A 15,706-nucleotide genomic window follows, 5' to 3' on the forward strand; every position below is an offset into this window, starting at 1 on the left:
ACCTCGATCCATACTTACTGGGCAGCGAATGCCAGAAGACATACTATAACAAGCATATCATAAAACAAGAAAAAATCCATATCAACTTGGAAATCGGGTTGTAAAAAACGGACCATGTTTTTGTCAAAAACGGTAATCCTAAAAAGATGTGCCTGTATGGTATAATAAATACATGGAATAAGCGGGCCAGAGAAAGGGGGGAGGGATTATGTATCAGATTGCGATCTGTGACGATGAAAAAATCACATGCGAAAAAATAAGAAAATGTTTAGATCGGTTCTGTGAATTGACAGATGCGGAAATTTCTATAGAAACATTTTTCTTAGGAAATGATTTTGTAGAAAGACTGGAAGAAAAGAAATTTGATATTGTATTTCTGGACATAGAACTGCCAGACTTGAGCGGTGTGGAAATTGGGAGGCATATCAGGGCGGTCTGTCAGAATCAGAAGCTGCAGATTGTCTATATTTCATCAAAAACACACTATGCCTTGGACCTGTTCAAAATGCGTCCATTGGACTTTTTAGTGAAGCCTATTGGGTATGAAGCTGTGGAAAGAGTGATGAAGGTATTCCTGGAGCTGCTTGGAAGCGGGCAGGAAATTTTTGAGTATCAATCCGGCCAGAGTTTTTATCGTGTGCCGCATGAGGAGATTCTTTATTTTGTGAGTGAGGGACGCCAGATCAGGTTGATACCAGTGGGGAAGGGGGATTTTCCGATGTTCTATGGGAAAATGGAACAGGTCTTGAAGCAGCTCGACCAGGACTTCCTTATGATACATAAATCTTTTCTCATCAATATGCGTTATATCAAGCAGTATAACTATGAGTCCGTTGTTATGGTAAATGGGGATGAGCTGAACATCAGCAGGCCTCACCGAAAAGAGGTACGAAGCAAGATGATGCGGTTATGGAGGAAATTACAATAGATATGCTCAATAGATTTGGAATGATTTTAATTGTGCTTCTGACGGCATGTATGTTTCTCTCTGTAACGGCTCTGATTCTGTATATACATTGGAATCGAAAGCGCAGAAGAGAGAAGGAATTGGAAAGACAGATCGAAGCATATAGCAATCAGCTGCAGATCATGGCTGATGCGCAGAGCCAGATGAAGGTGTTCAGACACGATATTAGGCATCATCTGATCGTGCTGGGCGGTCTGGCGAATGAAAGTCAGGATACACAGGTCCTTCGTTATATTGAGGAGATTGAGGGGTATCTGGAACAGACGAAGGAATATGTCTTTACAGGCAAAAAGGAGATAGACAGTATTCTTAATTATGTAATCAAGCAGGCCAAGGATGCCGGCATCGAAATTCAATGGAAAGTGGAGATTTCCATGGAGGTCTCGGTCCATTCTTTTGATCTGACTGCCATTTTAGGCAATTTACTGGAAAATGCGGTCCAGGGGGCTGAAAGAACAGAAGAGAAGTGGATGAATATTTTCATGAGAGCGGATGAAAGCATCCTGTATATTCGGATTGAAAATAGCTGCGAGACTTCTGTAGCTAAGAAAAATGGGAAGTTCATGACGACAAAAAGGAATCAAGGGGAGCACGGGATTGGATTATACAGTGTGCAGAGCATGGTGGACAAGAATAATGGAACATTGAAATTAGACTGCGGCCGGGGCAGGTTCGCGGCCGAGGTGCTTTTGTATCTGTAATCATAGAATGGGAGAGAAAGATGCTTTTTAAAATAATCATTAAGAATTTTAAGTATAATCTAAAAAACTATATTTTGTTTTTCATTAGTGAGATGATGGCAATTACCATGCTTTTTACATTCCTGGCATTAAAGTATTCGCTATTGGCGGGAATTGAGGACAGTACCACCCGTTATATCTTTACGATGCAGTTCAAAATAGCTGCAGCCATTATCATTGTGATCAGTATTTTTGTGATGGTATTTTCGATGAAATATTATATGAAGGTCAGAGTCCGTGACTATGGAATGTTTCTTACCTTAGGAATGAAAAGGGGAATGGTGTTTAAGATGCTCCTCCTGGAGTCGGGAACGGGTATTTTTATGTCCATTATCGGAGGCCTGATCTTGGGGAACGGTGTTCTGTTCGGCTGTCAGAAACTTCTTGTTAGGATTGATCCTGCGTATAAGATTCATATGCGAGTGCCATTTAGCATTTATAGAAATACGATGCTCTTGAGCATTGTAATTATGCTGGGAGCACTTCTTTCCGTTATGATCATCATCGGGGAAAAGAATGCGTCTGATCTGGCAGAGGATAAGCAGAAAAAGGAGATACGGCCGAAGGGAAAGTGGTTCCTTTTTGTATTAGTCGGGATGGGACTGTGTGCTTATGGCATTTACGCGTTCAAGGTAGATGTGGCGAAAGGTGCGTACCGAGCAATTATTATCTGGTCGGTCTCTATATTTTTACTTCTTTATTTTGGATTAGGGATGATATTGGAACTGTTAAAAAAGAATGAGAGGCTCTATTTTCGAAATATTCTGCACTTGAATCAGCTATACCATCAATACAGCTCTAATTATTTGATTATGTTCAGTCTTGCGTTGATCCATTTTATGGCGATAGGGTATCTGGCAGGTCAGATTGCGGAGACGCTTCCTCTGCAGCCGGATACGGCAGGGTATCCTTATGATGCAGTATGGTGTGCGGCGAAGAAGGATGAAGGGTATATCCGGGATTTTGAAGCAAAATACGATGCCCAGATTAGTCAGTATCCTATGTTTTCTGTCGTGGGACGGAATATGGTACAGCATATTGGGATATCAGAGAGTGCTTATGAAGAAATCACAGGGGAGACAGCAGATTTGAAAGGGGACCAGATTTTATATGTAGATCAGTATATGAAATATTTGGACCGCGAATCAAAGTCCCGAATTTTAGATATGGCAGACATCATCCACATTGGGAGATATCGTGGAGAATTGTCAAAAGCATCTATGGCAGGAGCGATTTATGAGAAAGGGACTTTTCACAAGAGTAATATAACAGAATTGATTGTGCGTCCGGTCGTCGGAAAGTACAGCCTGGATGGATGGCATACGAATGTTCTCGTGTTCTCGGATTCCTATTTTGAGGAGCAGTGGAGGAAAATCAGTAAAATTGAGGATGAACAAAATCTGCTTGTTCTGATGCATATTCCGAAATCAATGCGTAAAGATGCAGCTGCTGATCTGAAAAAATATGAGGATAAAGAAGGCATCAAAAATGAAGTAGAGAACATTGAGACGTCGAATCTATATTTTACAGACGATTTCCTGGATGGACTGAAAATGCAGAATGCATTTAACTTTGCGAGCCGTGCCATCATTCTTATGGCACTTGTATTCAGTTGTCTGTTCCTGATCGGTCTGAAAGGTTTTTCAGCAATGGCGTTCTATAGGCGGCAGGATGAGTTCTTTTACTGTATGGGAATGAAACGAAGCAGCAGACGAAGGACTGTAAAAAAGGAAATTTATAATGGTATTAAGGTCCCCCTTCTTTTTGGCGGCGGTATGGGTCTGGTGTATCAGGGGTGCTATGGATGGATCTTTGAGCCGGCGAAATATGGGGATTATACGTTCTGGAAGGCCTGGGGACTGGTGTTTGCCGCGTATCTTTTAGTGATCGCTGTGGGGACCGGACTCATATCACAATATTTGGTGAGGAAGATAGAGGAGGAAACGAAGCATGAACGCTATTGAAGTGAAAAATCTGGTCCGTAACTACCGCAAATCTGCTTTAAAAGATAGTGAGCAGGATGTAAAGGTGCTGAAAAATCTGAATTTTGCTGTGGAGGAACATGATTTCGTGGGAATTATGGGGAAGTCAGGATGCGGAAAGACCACTCTTTTAAAGGTCCTTGGTCTGATCGATAAACCGACTGCGGGGAAAGTCTTTTTCAAAGGAAAGGATACAGAGGAACTGTTCGGTGATGAGCTGGCTGAAATCAGACAAAAGGAGCTTGGGTTTATTTTTCAGGACTTTTATTTGATGGACAGCCTGTCTGTAGAGGAAAATATCATGCTTCCGATGATACTGGGCAAAGAAAGAGCAGAGAAAATGAAGAAAGCAGCCAAGGCCTATGCGGCAAAATTCGGGATCGAACATCTGATGAAGAAGAACCCCTATGAGCTTTCAGGAGGGGAAAAGCAGAGGACGGCGATCTGCCGCGCACTGGTAAATGATCCAGACCTGATTCTGGCAGATGAGCCAACGGGAAATCTGGATTCAAAGTCTGGTAATATCGTAATCAACGCGTTGGAGACCATAAATAAGGATTTTCAGAAAACGATTATAATGGTGACTCATGATCCACAGTTGGCCAGCCACTGCAAGAGAATTATCTTCTTAAAAGACGGGACCATTTTGGATACGATCTGTGCAGGGGAAAGCAGGGACGAATTTTACAGGAAGATCATTGATCGGATGGCAGAATTATAGTGAAGTAAAAATACAATAAATTTACAGGATTCCGCTATAGATTATTGACATACCGCACAAATAGCCTTACAATTACTATGGTATGTTTATTAAAGTTGCATATACGAATATGCAAGAAAAAGGAGGAGTTAACAATGGACACAGGAAAGTTAAACAGAATACTGGAGGCAATGAAGGAAAAAGATATGCCGCAGATGATTATCGCGGATCCTCTTACCATTTTCTGGCTCACAGGAAAGATGATCGTTCCGGGAGAGAGACTGTTAGCATTATATCTGAATGTAAACGGTAACCACAAGATGATGATCAACGAGCTGTTCCCACAGGAAAAAGACCTTGGGGTAGAAATCGTATGGTATAATGACGTACAGGATGGAGTAGAGATTCTGTCACAGTTCGTTGAAAAAGATAAACCGATCGGAATCGACAAGATCTGGCCGGCAAGATTCCTGCTCAGATTACAGGAATTAGGCGCAGGAAGCAAGTTCATGAACGGATCAATGATCGTTGACTATATCAGAATGATCAAAGACGAGAAAGAACAGGAATTAATGCGTGAATCTTCAAGATTGAACGACATCGTTATGGACAAGCTGATTCCATGGGTAGGCAAAGGCCTGACAGAGAGACAGCTCAACGAAAAAGTTCGTGAGATCTACAAAGAAGTTGGATGCGAGGATGTTTCCTTCGACCCGATCACAGCATATGCAAAAGGTGCAGCCGATCCTCATCACGTAACAGATGATTCCAAGGGTAAACGCGGCGACTGTGTCATCCTTGACATCGGTGGATTCAAGAATGCTTATGCATCAGATATGACAAGAACTGTATTCCTTGGAGAAGTTTCTGACAGAGCAAAAGAAATCTATGATATCGTTGTAGAAGCTAACATGAGAGGAATCGCAGCAGCAAAACCAGGCAACAGAATGTGCGATGTTGACGCTGCATGCCGTGACTACATAACAGAAAAAGGCTATGGCCCATACTTCACACACAGAACTGGACACTCAATCGGTCTGGAAGATCACGAGTTCGGCGATGTTTCTTCTGTAAACGAAGACATCATCAAACCAGGACAGTGCTTCTCCGTTGAGCCAGGTATCTACCTTCCAGATGAAGGAATCGGTGTTCGTATCGAAGACCTTGTAATCATCACAGAAGACGGATGTGAAGTCCTGAACAGCTATACAAAAGATCTGATCATTGTTCCAATCGAGGAGTAATCGATAAGAGAGACAGTACGGTATACAGAACAAAGTGGTAAGATTGTGAAATGACATTTCACATTGTGAAAAATGCATTGTGAAGAGAAGTGAATAAATCTGAAAAAACTTTGGAATTTGCCAAGAGTACTGGAAAAGTGAATAAAAAGTCAAAGCGGTCATCTGCAAAAAGAGTGAGTAATAATATTTTTTTGCAAGAATGACCGCTTTTTCTTGCAAAATTTGTCGTAAGACAGTATCATATTAGTAAGCGAAGGGCTTGGTCTGTTGACTGAGCTCTTTTCAAGAGGCGGATGGCAGGAAAGGAGGGGCGTTCTAGGATGAGCCAGAAGCCAAAGGATAGGTATTATAAATCAGGAGGATAAAAATGGAAAAGTTATTGTATGTGGTTCCAGCGGTAGGAATCCTTACTCTGCTCTTTGCTGTATATCTTGCAGTGAAGGTCGGCAGACAGGATGCTGGGAACGACAAGATGAAAGAGATCGCCAGTGCGATCAGCGAAGGAGCACGAGCCTTCCTGACAGCAGAGTATAAGATACTGGTCATCTTTGTAGCTGTATTGTTTGTATTGATCGGTGTGGGCATTGGAAGCTGGGTGACAGCTGTATGCTTTGTGGTAGGGGCATTATTTTCCACACTCGCAGGATACTTTGGAATGAATGTGGCAACAAAGGCAAATGTCAGGACAGCCAATGCCGCAAAAGAGAGCGGCATGAACAAAGCGTTGTCTATCGCATTTTCCGGCGGTGCAGTCATGGGAATGTGTGTTGCAGGTCTGGGAGCACTTGGCGTGAGCGTTGTGTATATCCTGACTGGCAATGTGGATGTCCTATCAGGATTTAGTTTGGGAGCTTCTTCTATTGCTTTGTTTGCCCGTGTGGGCGGCGGAATTTATACGAAGGCAGCCGATGTTGGAGCCGACCTGGTCGGTAAGGTAGAGGCTGGGATACCTGAGGATGACCCGCGTAACCCGGCTGTTATCGCAGATAATGTGGGGGATAATGTTGGAGATGTTGCAGGTATGGGAGCTGACCTGTTTGAATCTTATGTAGGTTCACTGGTATCAGCACTTACCTTGGGAGTTGTTTATTTTGAGGCATCCGGTGCGCTTTTCCCGCTTGCGATTGCTGCATGCGGACTTCTGGCCTCCATCATCGCAACCTTCTTTGTAAAGGGTGATGAGAAGTCCAGCCCGCACAAAGCGCTGAAGATGGGAAGCTATGTATCTGCTATTCTCGTGGTAATTGCCTCTCTTGTACTGAGCAAGGTGCTGTTTGGAGATTTTAACGGTGCAGTTGCTGTAATCGCAGGTCTTGTAGTCGGCGTATTGATCGGAATCATCACAGAGGTCTATACCTCTGCAGATTATAAATTTGTAAAACGAATTGGCGAACAGTCAGAGACAGGAGCAGCCACGACGATCATCAGTGGTATCGCAGTCGGAATGCAGTCTACTGCAGTGCCGCTGCTTCTGATCTGTGTTGGAATCTTCGTGGCTTTCCAGGTGTGCGGCCTGTATGGAATCGCCCTGGCAGCAGTTGGAATGCTTTCCACAACAGGTATTACCGTTGCCGTCGATGCATATGGCCCTATTGCTGATAATGCAGGGGGTATTGCGGAGATGTCCGGTCTGGATGAATCTGTCCGTGAGATCACAGATAAGCTGGATTCCGTAGGAAATACAACTGCAGCTATGGGAAAAGGTTTCGCAATCGGTTCTGCGGCTCTGACAGCTCTGGCATTATTCGTATCCTATGCAAATGCTGTGAAGCTGGATAATATTGATATTCTGGATTACCGTGTCATTATCGGAATGTTCATTGGTGGTATGCTGACATTCTTATTCTCAGCATTTACGATGGAGTCCGTTTCCAAAGCGGCTTATAAGATGATCGAGGAGGTAAGACGTCAGTTCCGTGAGAAACCAGGCATCATGAAGGGGACTGAAAGGCCAGACTATAAATCCTGTGTGGCAATCTCCACTACAGCAGCATTGAGAGAGATGCTCCTTCCGGGTGCCATGGCGGTGGCAGCACCATTGCTGGTCGGTGTCATCCTTGGACCACAGTCTTTGGGTGGAATGCTCGCGGGTGCGCTCGTTACAGGTGTCCTAATGGCAATCTTCATGTCCAATTCAGGTGGAGCCTGGGACAATGCGAAGAAGTACATAGAGGAAGGCAGTCACGGCGGAAAAGGCAGTGAGGCACATAAGGCAGCCGTTGTAGGCGATACCGTAGGAGATCCGTTCAAGGATACATCAGGACCGTCAATCAACATCTTGATCAAGCTCATGACCATCGTATCATTGGTATTTGCTCCATTATTCCTTTCCATTGGCGGACTGCTGTAGGAAAGACTAGATTTTTAGAAAAAGAAAAGGGCGTCCCGCATAGAGAAATTCATCGTCTATGCGGGATGCCCTTTTATGAACGTGCTTATCATTGACTTTATAATTAGCTTTACCTAATGTTAGATTTCCTCTCCATTCCGGTACTTCTGGAGCACGTGCTGAATCCTCTCGCTTGGATTGAGCAGTGTGCTGATAGAACCATCATGATTCAATGTATCGATCAAAAGTGCGATATACTTGCTCATATCACAGTTGATATAGTAAGGCTTGGAAAGCAGTTCTGGTGTCTGGTAGATCAGGTTGGTGGTCAGTATGCCATTGATCAGACCTTCCTCATAAGCCTTATCGAACTTCTCCATTCCATTCGTGAACAGGCCAAATGTAGCGGCAGCAAATATGCGGTTCGCTTTCCTGCGCTTTAATTCGGTTGCAACCTCGATAATGCTGTCTCCTGAGGAAATCATATCATCGATGATGATCACATCTTTTCCTTCTACAGAGCTTCCGAGGAACTCATGTGCTACGATTGGGTTGCGGCCGTTCACAATCTTTGTGTAGTCACGGCGCTTATAGAACATACCCATATCAAGGCCGAGTACGTTAGCAAGATAGATCGCGCGGTTCGTACCGCCTTCATCCGGGCTGATGATCATCATGTGCTCGCTGTCGATCTTTAAGTCCTTCTCCTTGCGGAGCAGTCCCTTGATGAACTGATAAGAAGACGGTACGGTCTCAAATCCGTTCAAAGGAATAGCATTCTGTACTCTTGGGTCATGCGCATCAAAGGTGAGGATATTGTCAACACCCATGCGCGCAAGTTCCTGAAGTGCCAGAGCACAGTCTAAAGATTCCCTGCCGTTGCGCTTGTGCTGACGGCTTTCATACAAAAACGGCATAATCACGTTGATACGGCGTCCTTTACCACCAATGGCAGCGATGATACGCTTTAAGTTCTGGAAGTGGTCGTCCGGTGACATATGGTTGAGATTGCCAGAAAGTGAGTAGGTAATGCTGTAGTTACATACATCGACCATGAGATAAAGATCTTTTCCTCTTACAGATTCATTAATAATACCTTTGGCTTCCCCGGAACCAAATCTCGGTACCTTCGTATTAATGATATAGGTGTCCTTTTCATATCCTGAGAATGCAATATCATCCTTGTGTTCGATGGCACTTTCTTTGCGCCATTTTACAAGATAATCATTGACCTTGCTGCCGAGCTCTTCACAACCGGCAACCGGGATCAGACCAAGTGCGCCTACTGGAATGTTTTCTAAAGTTCTTTCTGTTCGGTGTAACATGAGTTGACCTCCCTGATTTTAAATTCTTTTTAATTTCTTTTTGATTCTGATATCATCCCCAATCAGTTTCAACATCGTATAATTACTCGTAATTCTGGAAAAAGAACGTTCTGTGTATAAATCTGCCAGAGTGTCGAGTGAAAGATTCGTGGAAATGATCGTGGATTTGCGGCTCAAAAGCCTTTCGTTGATGCAGGTGAAAAATTGTGATGCTACAAATGTGTTCGTGAATTCTGTCCCCAGATCATCTATGATCAACAGATCACAATCAAAAATATACTCATACATATTTTGCGCATCAATGTTGTTTTTGTCAAATGTATTTTTAGCTAGAATAGAAAAAAACTTAGATGCGGAAAAATAAAGGACAGAAAATTCCTTGTCCATCAACTCTTTTGCGATACAGTTGGATAAAAATGTCTTTCCAACACCAACATCTCCGTAAAGAAACAGATTATTGAATTCGCTTCCAAATGTATCGGTAAATTGATGACATACTTTCAGGGCATCCTGCATGACCTGTCTGGAAGAACGCCCTGTTTTTGAATCTATATAGTTGTTGGAGTAATAATCTAGTGAAAATGTAGCAAAGTTTTCCTGGCTGAGAATTTGGTTCAAATTAGACTGCTCATACAGAATACCAATCACTGCTTTCTTGAAACAGTGGCACTTCTTATTATTGATATACCCGGTATCCTTACAGTCCTTACAGTCATAGATTGGTTCAAGATAATCATCAGGGAATCCGCCTGACTTGAGAAGCTCCTTCTTGCTGTTCCGTAAGATAGAAAGCTCTTCCTTCAAGGAATCCACAGCCTTATCATCCCCGTTCAGCAGCTTCCTACCGTACTGAACGGAAAGGATGGAGATGGAGTCGTCTAAGGACTTGAACTCAGGCAGCTTCCGATAGACTTCTTCATAATGTCTGGTCAGGGTGTCATGGTTCTTCAACTGGCGCTGCTCATAATCCCGCATGATAGCCTGATATTGTGATGGTTTTAATCCCACAATGGTACTCCTTCTAATTACTGTTTAATAGTTGCTCCTCCAAAGAATCCATATCATAAGCTCGTCTCTCGAAATTGTTCAGATTCTTGGAGACTGGTTTCTGTCTGCTGGAGGCAGTGCTTCTGGCAGCCTTCTCCTTCTGGTATGCTGCATCTAAAACAGCAACGTCCTTTAAGTGACGGACACCATTCTCATGCCATTTACGCAGAATCGTATCCGTATATTCAAAGCTGGGCTGGTGGGTAGCAATGATGGTGCGGCTGCAGGCCTCCTGGATGATATCCAGATCAAAGCCCAGTTCTTCAGTCCACTTTTTGATATAAATTAATTCTGTAGCGGCAGGACCTCTGTTCTTGATACCGAATGCATTCAAGACGGTGTAGCAGTTCCTGTTGTAATTCGCGGACTGCTGGCGAGCCTGCTCAATGGTGGTAACACCGCTGTCAGACCAGGAGAGTGCTACCTTCTGAATATAATGGATGCTCTTATGTCCATTCTCGACACAGGATTCAATCAGATACTCGATCAGATCCGCAGACATACCGAGTGTCTCGTAAAAGTATGTAATTGCATCCACATCTGTCTTGGACAGAGTCTTTCCAAGATACTGTTCTGCAATGAAAAGCAGAGACTTGATTTCCTTCTGTGCCTTAAATGAAGTCAGAGGGATTGCTTTTGCTTTCGGTGCAGCCTGCTGTTCAATGACAGGCTTGACCTCTTCAAAAACAGGCGCTTCCGGCATGGCCTCTACCTGTCTTAAAATGGTAGTTCCCGGAACCGTAGCTACTCCTCTGATGAGAGAAGCCTCAGGAGCGGCAGATACGTTTCTGAGCACAGGGGCTTCTGTAATGGCGACTGCTTCTCTGACCACAGGTGTGTCAGTTACAGCAGTCACCTCCTTGAAGGCAGGTCTCTCGGGAATTGCTGTTACCTTAGGTGCAGTCATCTTCCTGTGTGTAATCGAAGGTGTCCGATCCATCTCGATTCCGATGATCTTTCCGTCCTCATCCTTTTCCAGGCTTAAAAGTCCTTCAGATTCCCAATATCTGAAGGCTCTTAAGACGTCGTTCTCCGTATTATTCAAGCAGTCGGCAATCGTGGTGATCGTGAGATTAGAACACGGATCATCCAGATGCCTCAACAGGAATAAATAAACCTTAATGAACTCCCCATTCGCGTTGATCATATAGTTATCAATAAAATCATTCGCAATTAAGGTTACGTTTGTCTGGAATTTATTTTTTAATGTTAATGTCTTCATGTTATTTCCCCTACCCTTTGGTTTTCGTACTTGACTCTCTCAATGCGTAAACGTATTATAGCACCATATCTTTGGCGGAAAAAGCACTTCTTTGTGGGAAAAACAGGGTTTTTTGTAGATAACTATGTGGGGAATATGTGGATAAGTTTTAGCGTAAAAGGTCCTCCCCAATGTTTACAACGTCTCCCGCCCCCATAGTTATCAACAAGTCGCCGGAAACACAATTTTCTTTCAAGAAATTTTCAATCTCCTCAAAGCTGGAGAAGTAATAAGCATCTGTTCCAAGTTTTTTCAGTTCATCGGCAAGGTCTTTTGAGGAAATTCCCAATGTATCTGTCTCGCGGGCCGCATAAATATCTGCAAGGACCACATGGTCTGCATGAGACAAAGACTCCGCAAATTCGTGGAAAAAGGCCTTGGTCCTTGTATATGTGTGTGGCTGGAATACACACCACAGTTTATGATGTGGATAATGGTGAGCGGCCTTTAATGTTGCAGTGATTTCTGTTGGATGATGTGCATAATCGTCCACAATCGTAACACCATTCAAGGAGCCTTTATACTCGAAACGACGGTCTGTTCCAGAAAAGGAGAGCAGTCCCTTTCGAATAGTGTCCATGTCAAGCCCCAGCAGCTCAGCGACTGCGATGGATGCCAATGCGTTGGATACGTTATGGTCTCCTGTGACAGAAAGTGTGATGTGTTCCGCTTCCTCACCTTTTCTTACCAGGTCAAAGGAAACTCTTCCCTTCTCATCATAGCTGACGTTCTGGGCACTGTAATCTGCATTTTTGGAGCTTCCATAGGTAATGATATTACAGGAGAGTCCCTCGCAGATCTCCTGATAATTCAAAATATCTGAATTGATGATCAGAGTTCCGTCCGTTGGCAGCAGCGAAGCAAACTGATGGAAGGAATGGCGGATATCTTCCAGATCCTTGAAGAAATCCAGATGATCTTCTTCTATATTAAGAATAATACTGATCTTAGGGTAAAAATCCAGGAAACTGTTCGTATATTCACAGGCCTCCGTGATAAATGTATCTGAATTGCCTACACGAATATTGCCGCCGATGGCTTTTAAGATTCCGCCGACAGAAATGGTCGGGTCCATATCGCCCTCGAGTAAAACGTGGGAAATCATAGAAGTCGTGGTTGTCTTTCCATGTGTTCCAGATACTGCAATCGCATTCTTATAGTTCTTCATTAACTGTCCCAAAAGCTCTGCACGTGTCAGCATCGGGATTTTCTGGGCTACAGCCTCGATCAGCTCTGCGTTGTCTCTGCTGATTGCAGCGGTGTAGACGACACAGTCGATTCCTTCGATGATATTCTCTGCCTTCTGTCCGTAAAAAATCTGGGCGCCTCTGCTTTCTAACTGCTCGGTCAGTGGTGATCTTCTGGAATCAGAACCAGATACTGTAAATCCTTCCTTCATCAGAATCTCAGCCAAACCACTCATGCTGATGCCGCCAATGCCTATAAAATGGATATGAATGGGCTTTTGGAAATCAATTTTATACATAAAAATATCCCTTTCTCAAATAAAAATTCTTTAAAATAGTCATAAACAATTACTACTTTTTATATTATACTATATATGGGGAAAATTTAAAGATGTTCTTTTTGTGCAACATTAACAAAAAGACAAAACGTTCCGCTAAAAAATTGTAAAAATTGTGCGCGGAAGAGAAAAGTGTGCTATAATGAGTGCAACTAACTAGAAATGAGGTGACGACATGATTAAGAAGGAAATGATTGCCATGCTTTTAGCAGGAGGACAAGGCAGTCGACTGGGGGTTCTTACCGCAAAGGTGGCCAAGCCGGCAGTAGCTTTCGGCGGTAAGTATCGTATTATTGATTTTCCACTAAGTAACTGTATTAATTCAGGTGTTGATACTGTAGGTGTCTTAACACAGTATCAGCCTTTAAGGTTGAATACTCATATCGGAATTGGTATTCCGTGGGATTTGGACCGTAATGTCGGAGGGGTGACTGTTCTTCCGCCATACGAGAAGAGTACAAGCAGTGAATGGTATACCGGTACTGCGAATGCGATTTATCAGAACCTGGATTACATGGAGAACTATAATCCAGATTATGTCCTGATCCTTTCAGGGGACCATATTTATAAGATGGATTATGAGGTAATGCTTGATTTCCATAAGGCGAACAAGGCTGATGTAACGATTGCAGCGATGCCGGTTCCGATGGAAGAAGCAAGCAGATTTGGTATTGTCGTTACTGATGATGAGAGCAGGATCAAAGAATTTGAGGAGAAGCCTGAGAAGCCGAGCAGCAATCTGGCTTCTATGGGAATCTACATATTTAGCTGGCCAGTACTCAGGGATGCTCTGATCAAGCTTTCCGACCAGCCGAACTGTGATTTTGGTAAACATATCATCCCATATTGCCATGAGAATGGTAAGAGAATGTTTGCATATGAGTATAATGGTTACTGGAAAGATGTAGGAACACTTAGTTCCTATTGGGAAGCGAACATGGAACTGATCGATATCATTCCAGAATTTAATTTATATGAAGAGTTCTGGAAGATCTATACCAACAGCGCGAACCTTCCACCACAGTATATTTCAGAGCAGTCTGTAGTTGACAGATGTATTATCAGCAACGGTTCGGAGATCTACGGTGAAGTTCGCAACTCTGTGCTTGGGGGCGGCGTGACAGTTGGTAAGGGAAGTGTGATCAAAGATTCGATCTTGATGAGAGATGTTACGATCGGCGATAACTGTGTAATAGAGAAAGCAATTATTGCAGAAGGCACAGTGATCGGAGATAATGTTGTGATTGGTATCGGAAGTGAAGTTCCGAACAAGGATAAGCCGAATATTTACAGCGGCGGACTGGCAACGATCGGAGAGAATTCTAAGGTACCGTCTGGAGTACAGATCGGTAAGAATACCGCCATTAGTGGTGTTACATCCATAGAAGATTACAGCGATGGAGTACTTGCAAGCGGTGAGACATTAATAAAGGCAGGTGATCGAGTATGAGAGCAGTAGGTATTATCTTAGCAGGCGGGAATAACAGGAAGATGCAGGAGCTGACCTCCAGACGTGCGGTTGCAGCAATGCCAGTAGCAGGGAGCTACAGGGCGATTGATTTTGCACTGAGCAATATGGCGAACTCCCATATCCAGAAGGTGGCTGTCCTGACACAGTATAATGCGAGATCCTTAAATGAACATTTGAATTCTTCTAAGTGGTGGGATTTCGGAAGAAAGCAGGGAGGACTTTACGTCTTCACCCCTACGATCACAGCAGAGAATGGTTATTGGTACCGCGGTACTGCAGATGCAATTTATCAGAACTTAGATTTTCTTAAAAGATGTCATGAACCATATGTGATCATTGCATCTGGTGATGCAGTGTACAAGCTTGATTATAATAAAGTACTTGAATATCACATTGCGAAGAAGGCAGACATTACTGTTGTATGCAAGGAGCTGGGACCGAATGAAGATGCGACCCGCTTCGGTACAGTACGTATGAATGAATCCGCAAGGATCGAAGAATTTGAAGAGAAGCCTATGGTGGCTCACTCACAGACAATTTCTACTGGTATTTATGTCATCAGGAGAAGACAACTGATCGACCTCATCGAGCATTGTGCAGAGGAGGAAAGACATGATTTTGTAACCGATATTCTGATTCGGTATAAGAATCTGAAGAAGATCTACGGTTATAAGATAAACAGCTACTGGAGTAACATCTCAACAGTGGACGCATATTACCGGACAAATATGGATTTCCTGAAACCGGAAGTACGGAACTATTTCTTCAAAGAGCTCCCGGCAGTGAATTCTAAAGTGAGTGACCTTCCGCCGGCGAAGTACAATCCTGGGGCCGTTGTGAAGAACAGCCTTGTGGGAAGCGGAAGTATCATTAATGGAACAGTTGAGAATTCCGTGATTTTCAAGAAGGTATTTGTAGGGAATAACTGCGTGATCAAGAATTCCATTATCCTGAACGACGTTTATCTTGGGGATAACACGTACATTGAAAATTGTGTTGTAGAGAGTCGCGATACGATAAGGGCAAACACGAGACATGTTGGTGAGAATGGTGTGAAAGTGGTAGTTGAGAAAAACGAGCGGTATGCATTATAAAGGTTATGCTTATTGTGCTTA

The 15,706-nt window shown here is 43.4% G+C and carries 12 protein-coding genes; 8 read left to right on the forward strand and 4 right to left on the reverse strand.

Annotation, left to right across the window (positions count from 1 at the left end; translation table 11 throughout):
• Nucleotides 1-208: 208 nt before the first annotated feature.
• From HGO97_RS00440 to HGO97_RS00465, 6 genes are all read left to right on the forward strand, one after another.
• Nucleotides 209-928: a LytR/AlgR family response regulator transcription factor gene (locus tag HGO97_RS00440; protein WP_216238357.1), complete on the forward strand. Its 720-nt coding sequence runs from the start codon at nt 209-211 to the stop codon at nt 926-928.
• Nucleotides 910-1,668 carry an ATP-binding protein gene (locus HGO97_RS00445; RefSeq protein ID WP_216238359.1) on the forward strand — a complete coding sequence of 253 codons (759 nt, stop codon included), beginning with the start codon at nt 910-912 and terminating at the stop codon, nt 1,666-1,668. The genes HGO97_RS00440 and HGO97_RS00445 overlap by 19 nt, the downstream gene beginning before the upstream one ends.
• 20 nt (nt 1,669-1,688) lie before the next feature.
• Nucleotides 1,689-3,671, forward strand: a complete 1,983-nt coding sequence (locus tag HGO97_RS00450) for an FtsX-like permease family protein (RefSeq protein WP_216238361.1) — start codon at nt 1,689-1,691, stop codon at nt 3,669-3,671.
• Entirely contained in the window at nt 3,658-4,410 is a 753-nt protein-coding gene (locus HGO97_RS00455) for an ABC transporter ATP-binding protein (RefSeq protein ID WP_216238363.1), read from the forward strand. Before HGO97_RS00450 ends, HGO97_RS00455 begins: the two co-directional genes overlap by 14 nt.
• Nucleotides 4,411-4,544: 134 nt before the next feature.
• Complete coding sequence (locus HGO97_RS00460; RefSeq protein WP_216238372.1) at nt 4,545-5,633, forward strand: M24 family metallopeptidase; 1,089 nt, start codon at nt 4,545-4,547, stop codon at nt 5,631-5,633.
• A gap of 367 nt (nt 5,634-6,000) precedes the next feature.
• Nucleotides 6,001-7,983 carry a sodium-translocating pyrophosphatase gene (locus HGO97_RS00465; RefSeq protein WP_216238373.1) on the forward strand — a complete coding sequence of 661 codons (1,983 nt, stop codon included), beginning with the start codon at nt 6,001-6,003 and terminating at the stop codon, nt 7,981-7,983.
• A gap of 119 nt (nt 7,984-8,102) precedes the next feature.
• Here the strand turns inward: HGO97_RS00465 and HGO97_RS00470 are convergent, their stop codons facing one another.
• The 4 genes from HGO97_RS00470 to murC form a co-directional block, all read right to left on the reverse strand.
• Nucleotides 8,103-9,287: a ribose-phosphate pyrophosphokinase gene (locus tag HGO97_RS00470; protein ID WP_216238375.1), complete on the reverse strand. Its 1,185-nt coding sequence runs from the start codon at nt 9,285-9,287 to the stop codon at nt 8,103-8,105.
• An 18-nt stretch (nt 9,288-9,305) separates the two neighbouring features.
• Nucleotides 9,306-10,295 (reverse strand): ATP-binding protein, encoded by a 990-nt coding sequence (locus HGO97_RS00475; protein WP_216238381.1) that lies wholly within the window; start codon nt 10,293-10,295, stop codon nt 9,306-9,308.
• Nucleotides 10,296-10,308: 13 nt separating this feature from the next.
• Nucleotides 10,309-11,556: a DnaD domain protein gene (locus tag HGO97_RS00480; protein WP_216238382.1), complete on the reverse strand. Its 1,248-nt coding sequence runs from the start codon at nt 11,554-11,556 to the stop codon at nt 10,309-10,311.
• Nucleotides 11,557-11,704: 148 nt separating this feature from the next.
• On the reverse strand, nt 11,705-13,081 hold the full coding sequence (murC, locus tag HGO97_RS00485) for a UDP-N-acetylmuramate--L-alanine ligase (protein WP_216238383.1): 1,377 nt from the start codon (nt 13,079-13,081) through the stop codon (nt 11,705-11,707).
• 214 nt (nt 13,082-13,295) lie between these two features.
• On the opposite strand from murC, the gene HGO97_RS00490 reads away from it, so the two are divergent.
• Both HGO97_RS00490 and glgD read left to right on the forward strand, forming a co-directional pair.
• Nucleotides 13,296-14,570: a glucose-1-phosphate adenylyltransferase gene (locus tag HGO97_RS00490; protein WP_216238384.1), complete on the forward strand. Its 1,275-nt coding sequence runs from the start codon at nt 13,296-13,298 to the stop codon at nt 14,568-14,570.
• Nucleotides 14,567-15,685, forward strand: coding sequence for a glucose-1-phosphate adenylyltransferase subunit GlgD (gene glgD / locus HGO97_RS00495; protein ID WP_216238385.1), 1,119 nt, complete (start codon nt 14,567-14,569; stop codon nt 15,683-15,685). The genes HGO97_RS00490 and glgD overlap by 4 nt, the downstream gene beginning before the upstream one ends.
• Nucleotides 15,686-15,706: the final 21 nt, after the last annotated feature.

The sequence above is a fragment of the Faecalicatena faecalis genome, assembly GCF_012524165.2.
Taxonomy (GTDB): Bacteria; Bacillota; Clostridia; order Lachnospirales; family Lachnospiraceae; genus Faecalicatena_A; species Faecalicatena_A faecalis.